The organism is Sphingomonas sp. Root241 (assembly GCF_001428865.1).
Taxonomy (GTDB): Bacteria; Pseudomonadota; Alphaproteobacteria; order Sphingomonadales; family Sphingomonadaceae; genus Sphingomonas.
Map to the genome: position 1 here is coordinate 434,180 of NZ_LMIV01000002.1, position 16,163 is coordinate 450,342.

A 16,163-nucleotide genomic window follows, 5' to 3' on the forward strand; every position below is an offset into this window, starting at 1 on the left:
TTGCCTCGGGCCGAATGTGGCGAGCGAATCAGGGGCGGCGCGGAGGGCGTTGCGACGCGGCATTGCGCCAGCCAAGCAGGTGAAATCCTACATTGCAACGGCGCAGATAAGGCGCCTTTATTCCTTCACCGGCCCACCGATCGACCAATGGTGGCCGAACGGATCGACGACCTGGCCGTAGCGATCGCCCCAGAACTGGTTGTCGAGCGGCATGCGTACGGTTGCGCCGGCGGCGACGGCGCGTTCCCACCATTTGTCGGCATCGTCGGTCTGGAGGTGCAATGTGACGCCGGCGGGGACCGAAATGCCGCCGGTATATTCGGGGAAGTCGTCGTTGAGCATCACCGAACCGCCGTTGATCTTCAGATGCGAATGCATGATCCGCTTGCCGTCGTCGGCGAGGTGGCGGAGCTGCTCCTCGGCGCCGAACGCCTTCTTGTAGAATTCGACGGCTTCGCTGCCCTTGCCCTCGCGGATCGTCAGATGCGCGGTGACGCCGTCCATCGGGCCCTGATTCTCGGCCATGCTCGCTCTCCTTCGAGTCGTTTGGTGGGGAGTATAGTCGCTGCGAGACGCTAGCCGTATCGATATTCAGGTTCCCCTCCCTGCAAGGGAGGGGTTAGGGGTGGGTAAGGAAAGCCGGGCTCGATGCCCGGGCTTTCCTTCTTTTCCGAGCAGGTCGATGGGCTCCCCCGGCCTTCGCCGGGGTCGCAGCCACCCCCTGCCCCTCCCTTGCAGGGAGGGGAGCCTTCAGACTTCTCCCATCAAGGGAGAAGGGATTTTAGAAGATGCCGAGGAACTTCTTGCGCTGTTCCTTGCGCTCGCCCTTCGACGCCTTGCCGCTTTCGGACTTGGCGGTCGTGCCCTTGCCGACATCGTCACGGGGCTTGCCCTTGTCGGTGCGCTGGGCGCGTGCCGAGGCACCGGCGAGCACCGGGCCGCAATCCGCCGCCTTGGCATCGCCGACATCGACGAATGCGATCACTCCGGCGAACGGGCTGGCGAGCACGCCGAGGCCGAGGCCGGCGCCGGCGCGCCCGACCAGCTCCGGGCTGATCACGTCGATACTCGGCCGCGCGAAATAGCCGCCGATCCCCACCGGCGACTGGCCCGAGAACAGGCTGAATTTCTTGCTGTCGGCGCGGAAGGCCAGGTCGAGCGTCTCGTTCTTGAAGCTGAAGCCGCCGCGGCCGAGCATCACGTTCTTCTCGGTATCGATCAGGATCGGATCCGCCGCGGCGATCCCGTTTCGCACGCTGAAGCCGATCAGCCCGCAATTGATCTGCACCGGCTCCTTCAGTTTCTTCTCGAACATCTTCTGGATGAACACGCCGATATCGAGTTCGGAGAGCTGGACGTTGCGCGTCCAGAAACTGCCCTTGGGCAGGATCACTGCGATGCGCCCGTTCGAATTGGCGAGCGAATCGCGCACGCTGTTGCCCGATCCGGTCATCTGCGCGCGCGCCTTCAAGGTGCCGGTGGTGCCCGATTCCTCGACACCGAACCCGGCGAGCAGCACGCCCATCGGCGTCGGCGAGAGGCGGATGTCGTAATCGGTGAAAACGGGATCGCGGCGCGCGTTGATCGTGATGTCCGAATTGACCGTGCCGCGGGCCATCGAGAAATTGAGCGGGCTGAGCTTGAGCAGCCGGTCGTTCAGATCGAGCCCCAATGTGATGTTCGAGACCGGCAGGCTCTTGGCGCGGACGGTGCGCACCTTCCAGTCGACCTTGGCGTCGAAGTTCCTGAGCGCTTCGACGCGGAGCGGGGCATCGGGAAGGATCCGCGGCGTGCCGGTGGCCTGGGTCGTCACCACTGCGCCCGCGGCCGATGCCTGCGGGCTGTAGCCGATGAACGGGCCGGCATCGACGATGTCGAGCACGCGCGTCGTGAGGTCCGCGGTGAGCAGCAGGCGCGGCTCCTTCATCGCCACGGTGAAGCGGCCGGCGAGATCGCTGGCACCGAAGCGGCCGCGCAGCCGCGTGAAGCGCCATTCGTCGCCGCTTTTGGTGAGATCCGCACGCAGCCGATAATTGCGCGTGTCGGGGACGGCGATGCCCGCGACCGAGAAGACGTCGGCGAGGTTCTGCCCGCGTGCATCCATGTGGAGATCGGCGCCTTCGATCTCGGTCGCGCCGGGAAGCGTGCCCGCGACGTCGATCCGCGTGCGGACGCCCTCGATATGGAGCTGGAGCTGGTTCTGTCCGCCCGCGACGGTGGCGTTGGGCGTGAGCAGCGCGCCGGCGAGCGTGAAACGCGTGCCTCGCGCGGTGCCATTCCCGTCGAAGCGTATCGCGCTGGCGAACGCGGTGTCCCGCGCCTCTACGGTGTGGATGCGGATGCCCGCGGCGATCCGCATCCGCGGGTCGACATAGCGGATCATCGTGCCCTGGACGAGCGCGCGGCGGATGATCGGCAGGTCGAGCGGTTCGCCTTTTTCCTCGCTGAAGGTCCAGGTGTTGCGCCGACCTTCCTTGTCCCATTGCAGGTCGACATGGCCGTCCTCGAGCCCGAGCCAGTTGATCCGCCGATTGCCGGTGATCAGGCTCCAGGTGGAGATGCGCGAATCGATCTTCTTCGCCGAGAAGAAATTGCCGCGCCCCGCCCATTCGGGATTGGAGACGGTCAGCCCCTCGGCGAGGAACTTGACGTTGAACGGCGCGAAATAGAGCTGGAAATCGCCACCGACGTGCACATTGCGATGCGTCTGCGCCGCGACGACCTTTTCGAAGCTGGACTTGAGGAAGCGGCCCTTGGTGACGAACAGGATCGTCCAGGCGAGGACGAGCAGCCCGAGGATCGTGGTGACGGCGGCGATGACGCTGGCGAGCGGCGTGCCGAGCGCACGTGCGGGCCTTGCCGGAGCAGCGCCGCTGGCCGGGGGCGGTGGTTCCTCTGCCATAAAGGCTGAAAAGCGCAGCAACCTCCGGGGGTTCCCGACTCAGGTTGCATTGCGGCAGGGCTTCGGTTATGCGCCCCGCTTTCCTCGAACGTCAGGAACACGCCCGGCCATCAAGGGCTGCCGCGGCTGTTCGCACGTTCGAGTTAGCAAGGAGACCAAAATGCCCAAGCTCAAGACGAAGAGCGGCGTCAAGAAGCGCTTCAAGCTCACCGCCACTGGCAAGGTGAAGCACGGAGTCGCCGGCAAGCGCCACCGCCTGATTTCGCACAACGCGAAGTACATCCGCCAGAATCGCGGCACCTCCGTGCTCGCCGACGCCGATACCGCCCGCGTTATCGCGTGGGCGCCGTACGGCCTGAAGTAAGGGAGGCCAGCAGACATGGCACGCGTCAAACGGGGTGTTACCACCCGCGCCAAGCACAAGAATATCCTGGAACAGGCGAAGGGCTATCGCGGCCGTCGCAAGAACACGATCCGCATCGCGCGGCAGGCCGTCGAAAAGGCCGGCCAGTACGCGTATCGCGACCGCAAGGTTAAGAAGCGGACCTTCCGTGGTCTCTGGATCCAGCGCATCAACGCCGGCGTCCGCGCCGAAGGCCTGACCTATTCGCAGTTCATGCACGGGCTCAAGCTCGCGGGCATCGAACTCGACCGGAAGGTTCTGGCCGATATCGCGATGCACGAAGGCGAGGCGTTCACCGCCATCGTCGCGCAGGCGAAGGCGGCTCTGCCCCAGGCCGCCTGAGGCGACCGAGAGCGAGAAGATTTGGGGCGTCGGTGGTTACCACCGGCGCCCTTTTTCTTTCTGCGGTCACCGGGGTGACGGTTTGGATTTGGGAGGCAAGCGAAATGGCGATGCAGACCTGGTGGCTCTATGTCACTGCCGTGTTCCTGATCGCGGGGACGCCCGGGCCGAACATGCTCCATGTGATGGTGCAGAGCATCCATCACGGGCCGCGCCGCGCGCTTTTCTCGATGGCGGGGCTGATGAGCGCGGTCCTGCTCTGCCTGCTCGCCTCGGCGGCGGGACTCGGCGCTCTGCTCAAGGCGGCGCCGGGGCTGTACGACGTGCTGCGCTATGCCGGCGTCGCCTATCTGGTGTGGCTGGGGACCAAGGCGTGGCGCGCGCCGGTGGGCGCCGCGGCGAGCGATCCGCACACGCGGCGCTCGGCGGGGGCGCTGTATGCGACGGGGTTGGCCACCGGGCTGTCCAATCCCAAGCTGATCATCTTCGCCGCGGCGCTGTTTCCGCAGTTCCTCGACACGAATCGGCCGTTCTGGATCCAGCTCGGCGTGCTGGTGACGAGCTTCGTGGTGATCGAGGGCTTCTGGTACGGCGTCTATGCGCTGGGCGGGCGGTCGCTGGCCGGCTGGCTCGCGCCGGCCAGCCGCCAGAAGCTGTTCAACCGCGCCACGGGGGTGATGTTCATCGGCTTCGGCGGGGCGCTGCTCGGCAGCCGGGTCTAGCCGTCGAGATAGGCGCGGTAGAACACCGTCCGGAACTTGCGCGTCCAGGGGAGGACCAGCTTCGGCTTGCCCTTGAGCGCGCTCTTCACGATCTGCTTGGCGGCCCAGAGCGGATGATCGGTGCGGCGGCTGAAATGCTCGATGCGCCTGAAGCCGAGGCGCCCGAGAGTCTGCTTCATCTGCTCGATGCCCGAAAAGGTGAGATGGTCGGGGAGCAGCAACTCGCCGGGATAATCGGCGCGCGAGGGCAGGTCGCCGCCATTGCCGGTCTCGACGAACAGCGAGCCGCCGGGCTTGAGCCGGGCGCGGATCAGCCCGCCGAAATGCTGGAAGTCGGGGACGTGCGAGAAGACGTTGATGATCGAGATCACGTCGTAGCTGCCGGTCACTTCCTCCAGCGTCTGCGCGGTGATCGGCACGCCACGTTGCTGTGCGCGTGCGACCTTCACTTCCATCGGATCGATACCGCTGGCCTTGGCATCGGGCAGCGCGTGCTGCACTGCCTCGACGAACTCGCCATTGCCGGCACCCACATCGAGCCAGCTCAGGCCCTTCTCGCCTTCGAAGAAGCGGCGGACGATGCCGGCATAGAAAGGCACCTTCCAGCCCTGGCGGCGCAGCCGCTGATCGAGCGTGCCGTCTTCGGTCGGGTGGACGCCGTCGCGCGCGGCGGCGGAGATGTCCTCGGCGCGTGGGCGCTCGCGGATATAGACGGTGCCGCAGCCGGTGCATTTGACGGCGTCATAGCCGTTCTCGGATGCCCAGTGCCGGTGCCCGTCGCTCTCGCAGCAGGGACAATCGACGGTTTCGAGCCTTGCCTGCATCAACATCGGTCGCCTCCAAGCACACAAGTCGACGGCGGTGGCGTCTCATGATCGCGGACCGGCGAGAAGGGGGCTGCGTCATCCTGCCCCGCCCCCGCGATGGGCCGTGTGCAGAGGCGAATCTTGCGGCGGAGGGTTGACCTCGTGCGCACTCTGGGGTTCGGGCCTTTTCATGACCACCGATCTCGAACAATTGCGCAGCGGCCTGCTCGCCTCGATCGACGCCGCGAACGGGCTCGACGCCGTCGAGGCGCTGCGCGTCCATGCACTCGGCAAGCAGGGCGCGATCACCGGGCTGCTCAAGACTCTCGGAGGGATGAGCCCCGAGGAGCGCCAGGAACAGGGCCCGCGCATCCACGGCCTGCGCGAGGCAGTGACCGCGGCGCTGGCCGATCGCAAGGCAGTGCTCGAGCGGCTGGCGCTCGATGCGCGGCTGGCGAGCGAGACGCTGGACATGACGTTGCCGGTCGACGGGGTTCCCGCGGGCTCGGTGCATCCGGTGAGTCAGGTGATGGACGAGCTGGCGGAGATCTTCGCCGACCTCGGCTTCGCCGTCGCGACGGGTCCCGAGATCGAGGACGACTGGCACAATTTCACGGCGCTCAACATCCCCGAGAGCCATCCGGCGCGGGCGATGCACGACACTTTCTATTTCCCGCCCGAGGCCGACGGCAGCCAGAAGCATCTGCTGCGCACCCACACCTCGCCGGTGCAGATCCGGACGATGCTGGCCAACAAGCCGCCGATCCGGATCATCGCGCCGGGCCGCGTCTATCGCTCGGATTCGGATGCGACGCACACGCCGATGTTCCACCAGATCGAAGGGCTGGTGATCGACAAGGGGATCACGCTCGGTCACCTGAAGTGGACGCTCGAGACCTTCCTGAAGGCGTTTTTCGAGCGCGACGACATCGTGTTGCGGCTGCGGCCGAGCTATTTCCCTTTCACCGAACCCAGCGCCGAGGTCGATGTCGGCTATTCGGTGGTCAACGGAAAACGCGTGATCGGCGGGTCCGAAGGCTGGATGGAAGTGCTGGGCTCCGGGATGGTGCACCCCAAGGTGATCGCCGCCTGCGGGCTCGATCCGAACGAATGGCAGGGCTTTGCGTTCGGCACCGGCGTGGACCGGCTGGCGATGCTCAAATACGGGATGGACGACTTGCGCGCCTTCTTCGACGGCGACCTGCGCTGGCTGCGCCATTACGGCTTCTCGGCGCTCGACGTGCCCACGCTGAGCGGGGGAGTCGGCGCATGAAGTTCACGCTGAACTGGCTCAAGGAGCATCTCGAGACGACCGCTTCGCTCGACGACGTGGTCGAGGCGCTGACGCGCGTCGGTCTCGAAGTCGAAGGCGTCGAGAATCCGGGCGAGAAGCTCGCGGCGTTCCGCGTCGCCAAAGTGCTCACTGCCGAGCGTCACCCTCAGGCCGACAAATTGCAGGTGCTGACCGTCGATACCGGCGAAGGTGCGCCGCTGCAGGTCGTCTGCGGCGCGCCCAATGCGCGCGCCGGGCTGGTCGGTGTGCTCGGCCTTCCGGGCGCGGTGGTGCCGGCCAACGGCATGCAGCTCAAGGTCGCCGCGGTCCGCGGCGTCGAATCGAACGGCATGATGTGCTCGACGCGCGAGCTCGAGCTCGGCGACGATCATGAGGGAATCATCGAACTCCCCGCCGATGCGCCGATCGGCATGCCCTATCCCGATTATGCGGGACTCAACGACGCCGTGATCGACGTCTCGATCACCCCTAACCGCCAGGATTGCATGGGCGTACGCGGCATCGCGCGCGATCTCGCCGCGGCGGGGCTGGGGACGCTCAAGCCGCTCGAGGTCGATCCGGTGCCGACCAGCGGCGCCGGTCCCGAAGTGCGGATCGAGGCGCCCGAGGGGTGCCCGGCCTATTTCGGACAGACCGTCAGCGGCGTCACCAACGGCGCCTCGCCCGACTGGATGCAGCAGCGCCTCAAGGCGATCGGCCAGCGCCCCATCTCGGCGCTGGTCGACATCACCAATTATGTGATGATCGATCTCGGCCGCCCGCTGCACGTCTATGACAAGGCGAAGCTGAGCGGCGCGCTGGTGGTGCGCAAGGCGAAGGCCGGCGAGCAGGTGCTCGCGCTCAACGAGAAGACCTATACGCTCGACGAGAGCGTGACGGTGATCGCCGACGATACCGGCGTGCACGACATCGGCGGGATCATGGGCGGCGAGGATACCGGCGTGTCCGAGGCGACCACCGACGTGGTGATCGAATGCGCCTTCTTCGATCCCGATCACATTGCGCGCACCGGCCAGAAGCTCAATTTGGCCAGCGACGCGCGTTCGCGCTTCGAACGCGGGGTGGACCCTGCGTTCCTCGACGACGGCATCGCGATCGCGGCGCGCTATGTGGTCGACCTGTGCGGCGGCACCGCCAGCGAAGTGACGCGCGCCGGGCAGGCGCCGACCACGCCGCGCAGCTATCGCTATGATCCGGCCCTTGCCGAAACGCTGGGCGGGCTCGCCGTGCCGGCCGATCGGCAGAAGGCGATCCTCGAAAGCCTCGGCTTCACGGTCGGCGCCGACTGGAACGTCACGGTGCCGAGCTGGCGCCGCGACGTGGACGGCCCCGCCGATCTGGTCGAGGAAGTCATCCGCATCGAAGGCATCGACAAGGTGCCGCCGACGCCGCTCGACCGCGTGCCCGGCGTCGCCCGCCCGACCGCCACGCCCGAGCAGAAGCTGGAGCGCAAGCTTCGCCGCACCGCCGCGGCGCGCGGACTCAACGAAGCGGTGACGTGGAGCTTCATTTCCGAGGCCGAGGCCGCGCCGTTCGGCGGGGGGGCGTGGAGCCTCGCCAATCCGATCAGCGAGGACATGAAGGTCATGCGGCCGTCGCTGCTGCCCGGCCTGCTCGCCGCGGCCGAGCGCAATGTGAAGCGCGGCGCGAGCGGGGTCCGGCTGTTCGAGATCGGCCGGCGCTACCTCGCCGACAAGGAGCGGCTGACGCTCGGCGTGGTGCTGGCGGGCGACCGCTCGGCCCGCGGCTGGCAGGGCGGCAAGGGCCAACGTTTCGGTGCGTTCGATGCCAAGGCCGAGGCATTGGCGCTGCTCGAAGCCGCGGGAGCGCCGGTGGCGAATCTGCAGGTGATGGGGGAGGCGGGCGATGTCTATCATCCGGGCCAGTCGGCGACCTTGCGGCTCGGGCCGAAGACGGTGCTCGCCGCATTCGGCATGGTGCATCCCGGCGTGCTCAAGGCGTTCGACCTCGACGGCGATGTCGCGGCGGTGGAAATCTATCTCGATGCGCTTCCGGCCAAGCGTGGAAGCGGCTTCATGCGTCCGGCCTACACGCCTCCCGCGCTGCAGGCAGTCACCCGCGACTTCGCCTTCCTCGTGCCGGCCGAGCTGGCGGCGGGCGATCTGGTCCGCACGGTGAAGGGCGCCGACAAGGCGGTGATCGTCGACGCGCGGCTGTTCGACATCTTCACCGGCACCGGCGTGCCCGAGGGGCAGAAGAGCCTCGCCATCGAAGTCACGCTCCAGCCGGGCGAGAAGAGCTTCACCGATGCGGAGCTCAAGGCGGTGGCGGACAAGGTGGTCGCCGCGGCGGCGAAGCTCGGCGCGACGCTGCGGGGCTGAGCTCCCTGACCGTCACCCCGGCCCCTTCGACTGCCTGCAAGGCAGGCGCTCAGGACAGGCTTGTGCCGGGGTCCACCGGGAGGCAATGGCAGGATTGGAGGCTCCGGCGTCTCGCGGGAGGCTTAGTGGATCCCGGAACAAGTCCGGGATGACGGATACGGAGAATTGCATGCCCACCGCTCTCATCACCGGCGTCACGGCCGGCATCGGCGAAGCCGCCGCGCGGACGTTCGTCGCGGCGGGGTGGAACGTGATCGGCACCGGGCGGCGTGCCGATCGGCTGGCGGCGCTGCAGGCGGAACTGGGCGACGCGCTCCACACGCTAGAATTCGATATCCGTGACGGGGCCGCGCGCGACGCGGCGCTCGATGACCTGCCCGAGGCATTCCGCGGCGTGGACCTGCTGATCAACAATGCCGGGCTCGCGCTGGGGCTGGAGCCGGCTCAGCAGGCGTCGCTGTCCAACTGGACGACGATGATCGACACCAACATCACTGCGCTCGTGTCGGTCACGCACAAATTGTTGCCGCAGCTGATCGAGCGGAAAGGCGCGATCATCAACCTTGCCTCGGTGGCGGCGAATTACCCCTATCCCGGCGGCAATGTGTACGGCGCGACCAAGGCGTTCGTGCGCCAGTTCAGCCTCAATCTGCGCTCGGACCTGATCGGCACCGGCGTGCGCGTCTGCTCGATCGAGCCGGGCATGGTCGAGACCGAATTCACGCTGGTGCGCACCGGCAGCCAGGAGACTTCGGACAAGGTCTATGCCGGCGTCGATCCGATGACCGCCGAGGACATCGCCGCGACGATGCTGTGGGTCGCCCAGCAGCCGCCGCACCTCAACGTCAACACGATCGAGTTGATGCCGGTCAACCAGGCCTGGTCGCCCTTCCTCGTCCACCGCGAGGGCTGAGCCTTGGCCGACGACTGGATCGAGATCGCGAGCGCGGGGCTTCACGCCGCGATCAGCCCGCTGGGGGCGGAGTTGTCGAGCCTGCGTGTCGCCGACGGGCGTGAGCTGATGACCGATGCCGATCCGGCATTCTGGGCGGGCCGCGCGCCGTTGCTCTTCCCGATCGTCGGACGGTTGATGGGCGACAAATACCGCCTCGACGGAGAGGAATATCCGCTGCCGCAGCATGGCTTCGCTCGGCGGCAGAGGTTCGCGTTGACCGAGCAGGCGGCGAACCGCGTGGTGTTCCGGCTGTCCGACAATGACGAGACCCGTGCGGTCTATCCCTTCGCCTTCACGCTCGACGCGGCGTTTACCTTCATCGGCGCGACGCTGGCGACGGACATCACCGTGACCAATACCGGCGATCGCGACATGCCCGCCAGCTTCGGCTTCCATCCGGCCTTTGCTTGGCCGCTGCCGTTCGGCCGCCCACGTGCGGATCACCGCATCGTCTTCGAAAAGCAGGAGCCGGCCGAACTCTCTGCGATTGTGCCCGGTGGCTGGATCGCGCCCGAGACCTGGCCGAGCCCGCTCGACGGGCGCGAACTGAAGCTCGCCGATGAACTGTTCGCGCGCGATGCATTGGTGTGGGACAGTCTCGAAAGCCGGTCGCTGCGCTATGACGGCGGCGAAGGGCGGGGGCTCGAGATCGGTTTTGTCGGCATGCCGAAGCTCGGCATCTGGACCAAGCCCGGCGCGCGCTTCGTCTGCATCGAGCCGTGGCACGGCATCGCCGACCGACAAGGCTTCGACGGCGAGATCTGGGACAAGCCCGGCATCCTCCGCTTCGCGCCCGGCGAAGCCCGCACCTTCAGCATGCAGGTGACGCTGGACGCGTAACCTCCGTTCGCCCTGAGCTTGTCGAAGGGCGGTCCTTCTTCTACCGCCCCTGCAACAGAACCGTGCTTCGACAAGCTCAGCACGAACGGACAAATATTGCATGCCTTCCGACCACATCAACGACCGCCGTACCTTCGCGATCATCTCGCACCCCGACGCCGGCAAGACCACGCTCACGGAGAAATTGCTGCTGTTCGGCGGCGCGATCCACTTGGCCGGCGAGGTCAAGGCGCGCGGGCAGGCGCGGCGCGCGCGTTCGGACTGGATGAAGATCGAGCAGCAGCGCGGCATCTCGGTCACGTCGAGCGTGATGACGTTCGAGCGCGGGGGGATCACCTTCAACCTGCTCGACACGCCGGGCCACGAGGACTTTTCCGAAGATACCTATCGCACCCTGACCGCGGTCGACTCGGCGGTGATGGTGATCGACGTGGCCAAGGGCATCGAGAGCCAGACGCGGAAATTGTTCGAGGTCTGCCGGCTCAGGAACGTCCCGATCATCACCTTCGTCAACAAGGTCGACCGCGAGGGCCGCGAGGTGTTCGACATCCTCGACGAGGTGGCGAATCTGCTCGCGCTCGACGTGACGCCGATGACCTGGCCGGTGGGGATGGGCGGCAATTTCGAAGGGATCTACGATCTCGCGACGAAGCGCCTGTTGCTCCCCGAGGGCAATAGCCGCGAATTCCAGGGCAAGGTGATCCAGACCAGCGGGCTCGACGATCCGCAGCTCGACGCGATCGTCTCCGCCGAGAACCTCGCCAAGCTCCGCGAGGAAGTCGAGCTGGCTGGGGTCGGCTATCCCGAGTTCGACGCCGAGGCCTATCGCCACGGCGATCTGACCCCGGTCTATTTCGGCTCGGCGCTCAAGGAGTTCGGCGTCGATTCGCTGATCGAGGCGCTGGCCAGCTTCGCGCCTCCGCCGCGCGCCCAGCCGGCGGAGCCCGCCCCGGTCGAGCCGTCGCGCGACGAAGTCACCGGCTTCGTGTTCAAGGTCCAGGCCAATATGGACCCCAACCACCGCGATCGCATCGCATTCATGCGGCTGTGCTCGGGCACCTTCAAGCGCGGCATGAAGCTGACTCCCAGCGGCCACGGCAAGCCGATCGCGATCCATTCGCCGATCCTGTTCTTCGCACGCGAGCGCGAGCTGGCCGACGAGGCGTATCCGGGCGACATCATCGGCATCCCCAACCACGGGACTTTGCGGGTGGGCGACACGCTGTCCGAGCGCGCCGATGTGCGCTTCACCGGCCTGCCCAATTTCGCGCCCGAAATCCTGCGTCGTGTCGCCCTCAAGGACCCGACCAAGACCAAGCAGCTCCGCAAGGCTCTGGACGACATGGCCGAGGAGGGTGTGACCCAGGTCTTCTACCCCGACATCGGTTCCAACTGGATCATCGGCGTGGTCGGCCAGCTCCAGCTCGACGTGCTGCTGTCGCGGCTCGATGCGGAGTACAAGGTCGCGGCGGGGCTCGAACCCGCGCCGTTCGAGACCGCGCGCTGGGTGTCTAGCGAGGATCCGAAGGCGCTGGAGGAGTTCATGGGCCTCAACCGCGGTGCGATGGCGAAGGACCGCGACGGCAACCCGGTGTTCCTCGCGAAATCGGCGTGGGAAGTGGGCTATATCGCCGACCGCTATTCGAACGTGAAGTTCGCGGCGACCCGGGAGCGCTAGTCCACCCAATCGCGCTGGAGGAACCGGCTGGCCAGCGCCATCAGCGCGCCGGCGACGAGATAGAGGCACAGCCCCGCGGCGATCGCGTAGCGCAGCGCCTCGTCGCCATAAGCCGGCGTGAGCGCCTTGGAGAGCGATCCGATCGCCCAGCTACCGAGCCCTAGCCCGATCAGATTGTTGATCAGCAGGAAGCTGGCCGAAGCGGTCGCGCGCATATGGGCGGGGACGAGGTGCTGGACCGCGGTGAGCACCGGGCCGAGCCAGACATAGACCAGGGCCTGGGGCAGCAGGAACAAGGCGAAGGCGATCGGCCAGCTGTCGGCCAATACCCCCGCGATGAACAAGGGCGCGCCCGCAGCGTAGCAGATCGCAGGTGCCAGCGCGTACCAGCGGCGGTTGCGTGGCCCCAGCCGGTCCCCCAGCCAGCCGCCGAGCAATATGCCGGCAACCCCGCCGGTGAGCAGCAGCGCTCCGAAGAACTGGCCGGTCTGGACGAGGCTCAGCCCGAAGCTGCGCTGCATCAGGCTCGGCAGCCAGAAGGCGACGCCGTATCCGCACATCGATCCGGCCGCGGCGCCGAACGCCATCAGCCAGAAGCCGGGCTTGGCGGCGAGGATGCCGAACACCCGCGCGACCGGCACCTGGTTCTCCGCAGTGGCGGCGGGGCGGGGGCGATCCCTGACCACCAGCCGGAAGATCGGCGCGATCGCCACGCCGGCGAGGCCGACGACGATGAACGCCGTGCGCCACTCGACATTCTGCGCGATATAGCCGCCGAGCAGCACGCCGCCCGCGGCGCCCAAGGGGATGCCGAGCGAATAGATCGACAGCGCCCGTGCGCGCTTCTCGGGCGGGAAATAATCCGAGATCAGTGCGTAGCTCGGCGCGACGCCGCCCGCCTCGCCGACCCCGACGCCGAGGCGGAACAGGAACATCTGCGTGAAGTTCTGCGCGAAGCCGCACAAGGCCGTGAAGCCGCTCCACACCCCGAGCGAGACAGTGATCACCCAGGTCCGGCTGGTCCGGTCGGCGAGCAAAGCCAGCGGGATCGCCAGTGTCGAATAGAGCGCGGCGAAGGCGAGCCCGCCGAGCATGCCGAGCTGCGCATCGTCGAGCCCCAGATCCTTCTTCACCGGCTGGGCGAGGATGCTCAGGATTTGCCGGTCGAGGAAGTTGAAGGTGTAGACGAGCAGCAGCATCGCGAGGACGACGGCGGGATAGGCTGGGCGCGGAGCGGAATGGGTGTGGTTCATGGGCGGGCCTATAGCCCTCTCCCGCCTTCGCGGGGGAGGGTTGGGTGAGGGTCTTCTTCTTTCGCGGCGAGGAAGAAGAAGACCCTCACCGCTGCGACTAGGCAGCAAGCTGCCAAGTCTCGCTACCTCTCCCGCGAAAGCGGGAGAGGGTTTCTCAGAACTTCACCGTGCCGGTCACGAACACCTGGCGCGGGTTGCCGTAATATGCGGTGAGCACGCCTTCGGTGCCGAGCGTCGGGACATAGGCTCCCGCCGGCGTGCGCAGGAAATCGCCGGTGTCCGGGTTCTGTGCGAGGAAATTGTAGCCCGCGACGATGTAGCGCTCGTTGGTCAAATTGCGGCCGTGGATGCCGAGCGAGAAGGTCTGGTTGATGTCCCAGACGAGATTGGCGTCGAGCAAGGTATAAGCGGGCTGGTCGAGCAGCGGCGTGCGCAGCTCGAATTGCTGCGAATCGCTGCGATACGACACCGTCGTGCTTGCGCTGATCGAGCCGTCCCCGACCGGCACCTTATAGGCCAGGGTGCCGCTGGCGGTCAGGTCCGGCGTGTTCTGGATCTTCCGGCGGTTCGCCACATCGATGCCGCGCGCATCGATGAAGTGCAGATATTTCGCGTCGAGATAGCCGAGCGTCCAGCTCAGGTTGAGCGTACCGCCGGGGGCGCCGAGATCGCGCGAGGCGATCACATTGCCTTCGAATTCCACGCCCTTGATCCGCGCCTTGCCGGCATTGGTGGTGACGCCGACGAAAGTCTGCTGGCCATTGACCGTCGTGCCGATCGAGCCGGGCACCTGCACGTCGGTATAATCCGACTGGAAGGCGGCGAGCGCGAGATTGACGCGGCGATCGAGCAGGCTGGCTTTGTAGCCGATCTCGTACGTGGTGACCTTCTCGGGATCGAAAGCGAGAAAATCATAGACCTGCTGCGGCGAGCAGGCGCCGCCGGCGGGGTTGCGGCAGGCGGTCGACTGGCCGCGCGGATCGAATCCGCCGCCCTTGAAGCCCTTGGCCCAGCTTGCGTAGAGATTGTGATCGGCGCTTGGCTTGAAGCTGATCGAGGCGCGCGGCGTGAATTGTGCGAAATCGGCGCTGCCGCGGAAGTTCGACGTGGTCGCGAACAGCGTGCCGGTGCCGCCGAAGAAGGGTGAGCCGCCGCCGAGATAGGTCCGGCGCAGGATCGTCGACTGGCGTTGATCCCAAGTATAGCGCCCGCCCGCCGAGACGCTGAACATCTCGCCGAGATCGTAGGTGAAGTCGCCGAACACCGCGACGGTGTCGGTGAACACATTGCCATAGGTCAGCGCCGTCACCCCGCCCGGCAGCCGCACGTCGAACACGGTGCGCGCCTCGGCGTCGAGATAATAGACGCCGAGCAGGCCGGAGAAGGACCCGGTGTCGATCAGGAACTGCGCTTCCTGGCTGAACTGCTTGTTGTTGTAGAAGGCCGGCACGTCGACCTGGACCGCGGGAAGCGAATCGAAGTCGATCGGCGTGGCGCTGTCGTCCTTGCGATAGCTGGTGATCGAGCGGAAGGTCAGCCAGTCGGCGGGCTTCAATTCGATCAGCCCGGTGACGCCCCAGGCCTCGACTTCCTGCGCTGGGCTGGTGAGGCCGGCGCGCGTATCATAGACATCGTCTAGCACCGGCGCGCCGGTGGCGATGCCGGGGATCAGCCGGTGGCCGCCGCGCGGCTGGCTGGTGTCCTTGGTGTAATCGCCCGAGACGCGGAAGAAGGCGCTGGCGCTGGGCTCGAATTCGATCGTGCCGCGTGCCGCCCACAGGTCCTTGTCGTAATTCTCGGCGCCGGTGGTGAGATTCTCGCCGAAGCCATCACGGGTCAGCCGCGCATAGGCTGCACCGACGCGCAGCCCGGTATTGCCGAGCGGCGCGCTGGCGCTGACTACGCCATCGATCTGGTTGTACGAGCCATAGGTGCCACGCAGCTTGAACGTCGGTTTGTCGCCCAGTCGGCGGGTGACGTATTTGATCGCGCCGCCGATCGTGTTGCGGCCGTACAGCGTGCCCTGCGGTCCGCGCAGCACTTCGATCCGCTCGACGTCGTAGATGTCGAGCACCGCGGCCTGCGGACGGTTGAGATAGACATCGTCGAGATAGATGCCGACGCCCGCCTCGAACCCGGCGACCGGATCCTGCTGGCCGACGCCGCGAATGAAGGCCGACAGCGTCGAATTGGTGCCGCGCGACACTTCGAGCGTCACGTTGGGCGTGGTATTCGCGATGTCGGTGATGTCGAGCGCGCCCGATGCCTCGAGCTGTTCGCCGGTGAACGCAGTGATCGCGATCGGCACGTCGCGCAGCGTCTCTTCGCGGCGGCGCGCGGTGACGACGATTTCGCCGGGATCCTCGACGACCGCGTCGCTGGCCTCCTGAGCAGCTCTCTCGAAAGCTGCGGCGTTCGCGTCGTGATTGTCCTGCGCAAGGGCCGGCATGGTGGAGAGAGCGGCAAAGGCGGCGCCTGCCTGGAGAATCGTACGGGCAGACGGAATCAGGCGTGACATGGTCATTTTCCTCCCCAGAATTCGACCCGTCTCGTGCGCGGGTTGTAAGCTGTTGAAGGAAGCTATACTGAAACCTGAACCGGGTTTCAACTTGGAAGAATGAGGGGG

Annotated in this window: 13 protein-coding genes; 8 read left to right on the forward strand and 5 right to left on the reverse strand. The window is 66.6% G+C overall.

Annotation, left to right across the window (positions count from 1 at the left end; genetic code table 11):
* Positions 1-117 precede the first annotated feature (117 nt).
* Both ASE13_RS12680 and ASE13_RS12685 read right to left on the reverse strand, forming a co-directional pair.
* Positions 118-525 carry a VOC family protein gene (locus ASE13_RS12680; protein WP_056616271.1) on the reverse strand — a complete coding sequence of 136 codons (408 nt, stop codon included), beginning with the start codon at positions 523-525 and terminating at the stop codon, positions 118-120.
* Positions 526-781: 256 nt separating this feature from the next.
* Entirely contained in the window at positions 782-2,902 is a 2,121-nt protein-coding gene (locus tag ASE13_RS12685; RefSeq protein ID WP_056616273.1) for an AsmA family protein, read from the reverse strand.
* A gap of 160 nt (positions 2,903-3,062) precedes the next feature.
* On the opposite strand from ASE13_RS12685, the gene rpmI reads away from it, so the two are divergent.
* The 3 genes from rpmI to ASE13_RS12700 all read left to right on the forward strand — a co-directional run bounded on the left by rpmI (position 3,063) and on the right by ASE13_RS12700 (position 4,369).
* A complete protein-coding gene (gene rpmI / locus ASE13_RS12690; protein ID WP_056616276.1) occupies positions 3,063-3,266 on the forward strand; it encodes a 50S ribosomal protein L35 in 204 nt (67 codons plus the stop codon).
* Positions 3,267-3,281: 15 nt separating this feature from the next.
* Positions 3,282-3,647, forward strand: coding sequence for a 50S ribosomal protein L20 (gene rplT / locus ASE13_RS12695; protein WP_056616278.1), 366 nt, complete (start codon positions 3,282-3,284; stop codon positions 3,645-3,647).
* Positions 3,648-3,751: 104 nt separating this feature from the next.
* Positions 3,752-4,369: a LysE family translocator gene (locus ASE13_RS12700; protein ID WP_056616281.1), complete on the forward strand. Its 618-nt coding sequence runs from the start codon at positions 3,752-3,754 to the stop codon at positions 4,367-4,369.
* Here ASE13_RS12700 and ASE13_RS12705 read toward each other — a convergent pair.
* Complete coding sequence (locus ASE13_RS12705; RefSeq protein WP_056616284.1) at positions 4,366-5,199, reverse strand: class I SAM-dependent methyltransferase; 834 nt, start codon at positions 5,197-5,199, stop codon at positions 4,366-4,368. The two genes, ASE13_RS12700 and ASE13_RS12705, sit on opposite strands and share 4 nt — an antisense overlap.
* Before the next feature lie 166 nt (positions 5,200-5,365).
* Between ASE13_RS12705 and pheS the strand changes: the two genes are divergently transcribed.
* The 5 genes from pheS (at position 5,366) to ASE13_RS12730 (ending at position 12,284) form a co-directional block, all read left to right on the forward strand.
* Complete coding sequence (gene pheS, locus ASE13_RS12710) at positions 5,366-6,448, forward strand: phenylalanine--tRNA ligase subunit alpha (RefSeq protein ID WP_056616288.1); 1,083 nt, start codon at positions 5,366-5,368, stop codon at positions 6,446-6,448.
* Positions 6,445-8,811 (forward strand): phenylalanine--tRNA ligase subunit beta, encoded by a 2,367-nt coding sequence (gene pheT / locus ASE13_RS12715; protein ID WP_056616291.1) that lies wholly within the window; start codon positions 6,445-6,447, stop codon positions 8,809-8,811. Before pheS ends, pheT begins: the two co-directional genes overlap by 4 nt.
* Before the next feature lie 169 nt (positions 8,812-8,980).
* Positions 8,981-9,724: an SDR family NAD(P)-dependent oxidoreductase gene (locus ASE13_RS12720; protein ID WP_056616294.1), complete on the forward strand. Its 744-nt coding sequence runs from the start codon at positions 8,981-8,983 to the stop codon at positions 9,722-9,724.
* Between the two features lie 3 nt (positions 9,725-9,727).
* Positions 9,728-10,606: an aldose 1-epimerase family protein gene (locus tag ASE13_RS12725; RefSeq protein ID WP_056616297.1), complete on the forward strand. Its 879-nt coding sequence runs from the start codon at positions 9,728-9,730 to the stop codon at positions 10,604-10,606.
* Positions 10,607-10,706: 100 nt separating this feature from the next.
* On the forward strand, positions 10,707-12,284 hold the full coding sequence (locus tag ASE13_RS12730; RefSeq protein WP_056616299.1) for a peptide chain release factor 3: 1,578 nt from the start codon (positions 10,707-10,709) through the stop codon (positions 12,282-12,284).
* On the opposite strand, the gene ASE13_RS12735 is transcribed toward ASE13_RS12730, so the two are convergent.
* Together ASE13_RS12735 and ASE13_RS12740 are read right to left on the reverse strand one after the other, a co-directional pair.
* Positions 12,281-13,537 carry a spinster family MFS transporter gene (locus tag ASE13_RS12735; RefSeq protein WP_056616302.1) on the reverse strand — a complete coding sequence of 419 codons (1,257 nt, stop codon included), beginning with the start codon at positions 13,535-13,537 and terminating at the stop codon, positions 12,281-12,283. The genes ASE13_RS12730 and ASE13_RS12735 overlap by 4 nt on opposite strands.
* Positions 13,538-13,691: 154 nt before the next feature.
* A complete protein-coding gene (locus ASE13_RS12740) occupies positions 13,692-16,055 on the reverse strand; it encodes a TonB-dependent receptor (protein ID WP_082596843.1) in 2,364 nt (787 codons plus the stop codon).
* Positions 16,056-16,163: the final 108 nt, after the last annotated feature.

What these genes read in the sequence shown, in the direction of transcription:
- ASE13_RS12720 (WP_056616294.1), top strand. Translation starts at nt 8,981, where the DNA reads ATGCCCACCGCTCTCATCACCGGCGTCACGGCCGGCATCGGCGAAGCC.
- pheS (WP_056616288.1), top strand. Translation starts at nt 5,366, where the DNA reads ATGACCACCGATCTCGAACAATTGCGCAGCGGCCTGCTCGCCTCGATC.
- pheT (WP_056616291.1), top strand. Translation starts at nt 6,445, where the DNA reads ATGAAGTTCACGCTGAACTGGCTCAAGGAGCATCTCGAGACGACCGCT.
- ASE13_RS12680 (WP_056616271.1), bottom strand. Translation starts at nt 525, where the DNA reads ATGGCCGAGAATCAGGGCCCGATGGACGGCGTCACCGCGCATCTGACG.
- ASE13_RS12740 (WP_082596843.1), bottom strand. Translation starts at nt 16,055, where the DNA reads ATGTCACGCCTGATTCCGTCTGCCCGTACGATTCTCCAGGCAGGCGCC.
- ASE13_RS12700 (WP_056616281.1), top strand. Translation starts at nt 3,752, where the DNA reads ATGGCGATGCAGACCTGGTGGCTCTATGTCACTGCCGTGTTCCTGATC.
- ASE13_RS12730 (WP_056616299.1), top strand. Translation starts at nt 10,707, where the DNA reads ATGCCTTCCGACCACATCAACGACCGCCGTACCTTCGCGATCATCTCG.
- rpmI (WP_056616276.1), top strand. Translation starts at nt 3,063, where the DNA reads ATGCCCAAGCTCAAGACGAAGAGCGGCGTCAAGAAGCGCTTCAAGCTC.
- ASE13_RS12685 (WP_056616273.1), bottom strand. Translation starts at nt 2,902, where the DNA reads ATGGCAGAGGAACCACCGCCCCCGGCCAGCGGCGCTGCTCCGGCAAGG.
- ASE13_RS12735 (WP_056616302.1), bottom strand. Translation starts at nt 13,537, where the DNA reads ATGAACCACACCCATTCCGCTCCGCGCCCAGCCTATCCCGCCGTCGTC.
- ASE13_RS12705 (WP_056616284.1), bottom strand. Translation starts at nt 5,199, where the DNA reads ATGTTGATGCAGGCAAGGCTCGAAACCGTCGATTGTCCCTGCTGCGAG.
- rplT (WP_056616278.1), top strand. Translation starts at nt 3,282, where the DNA reads ATGGCACGCGTCAAACGGGGTGTTACCACCCGCGCCAAGCACAAGAAT.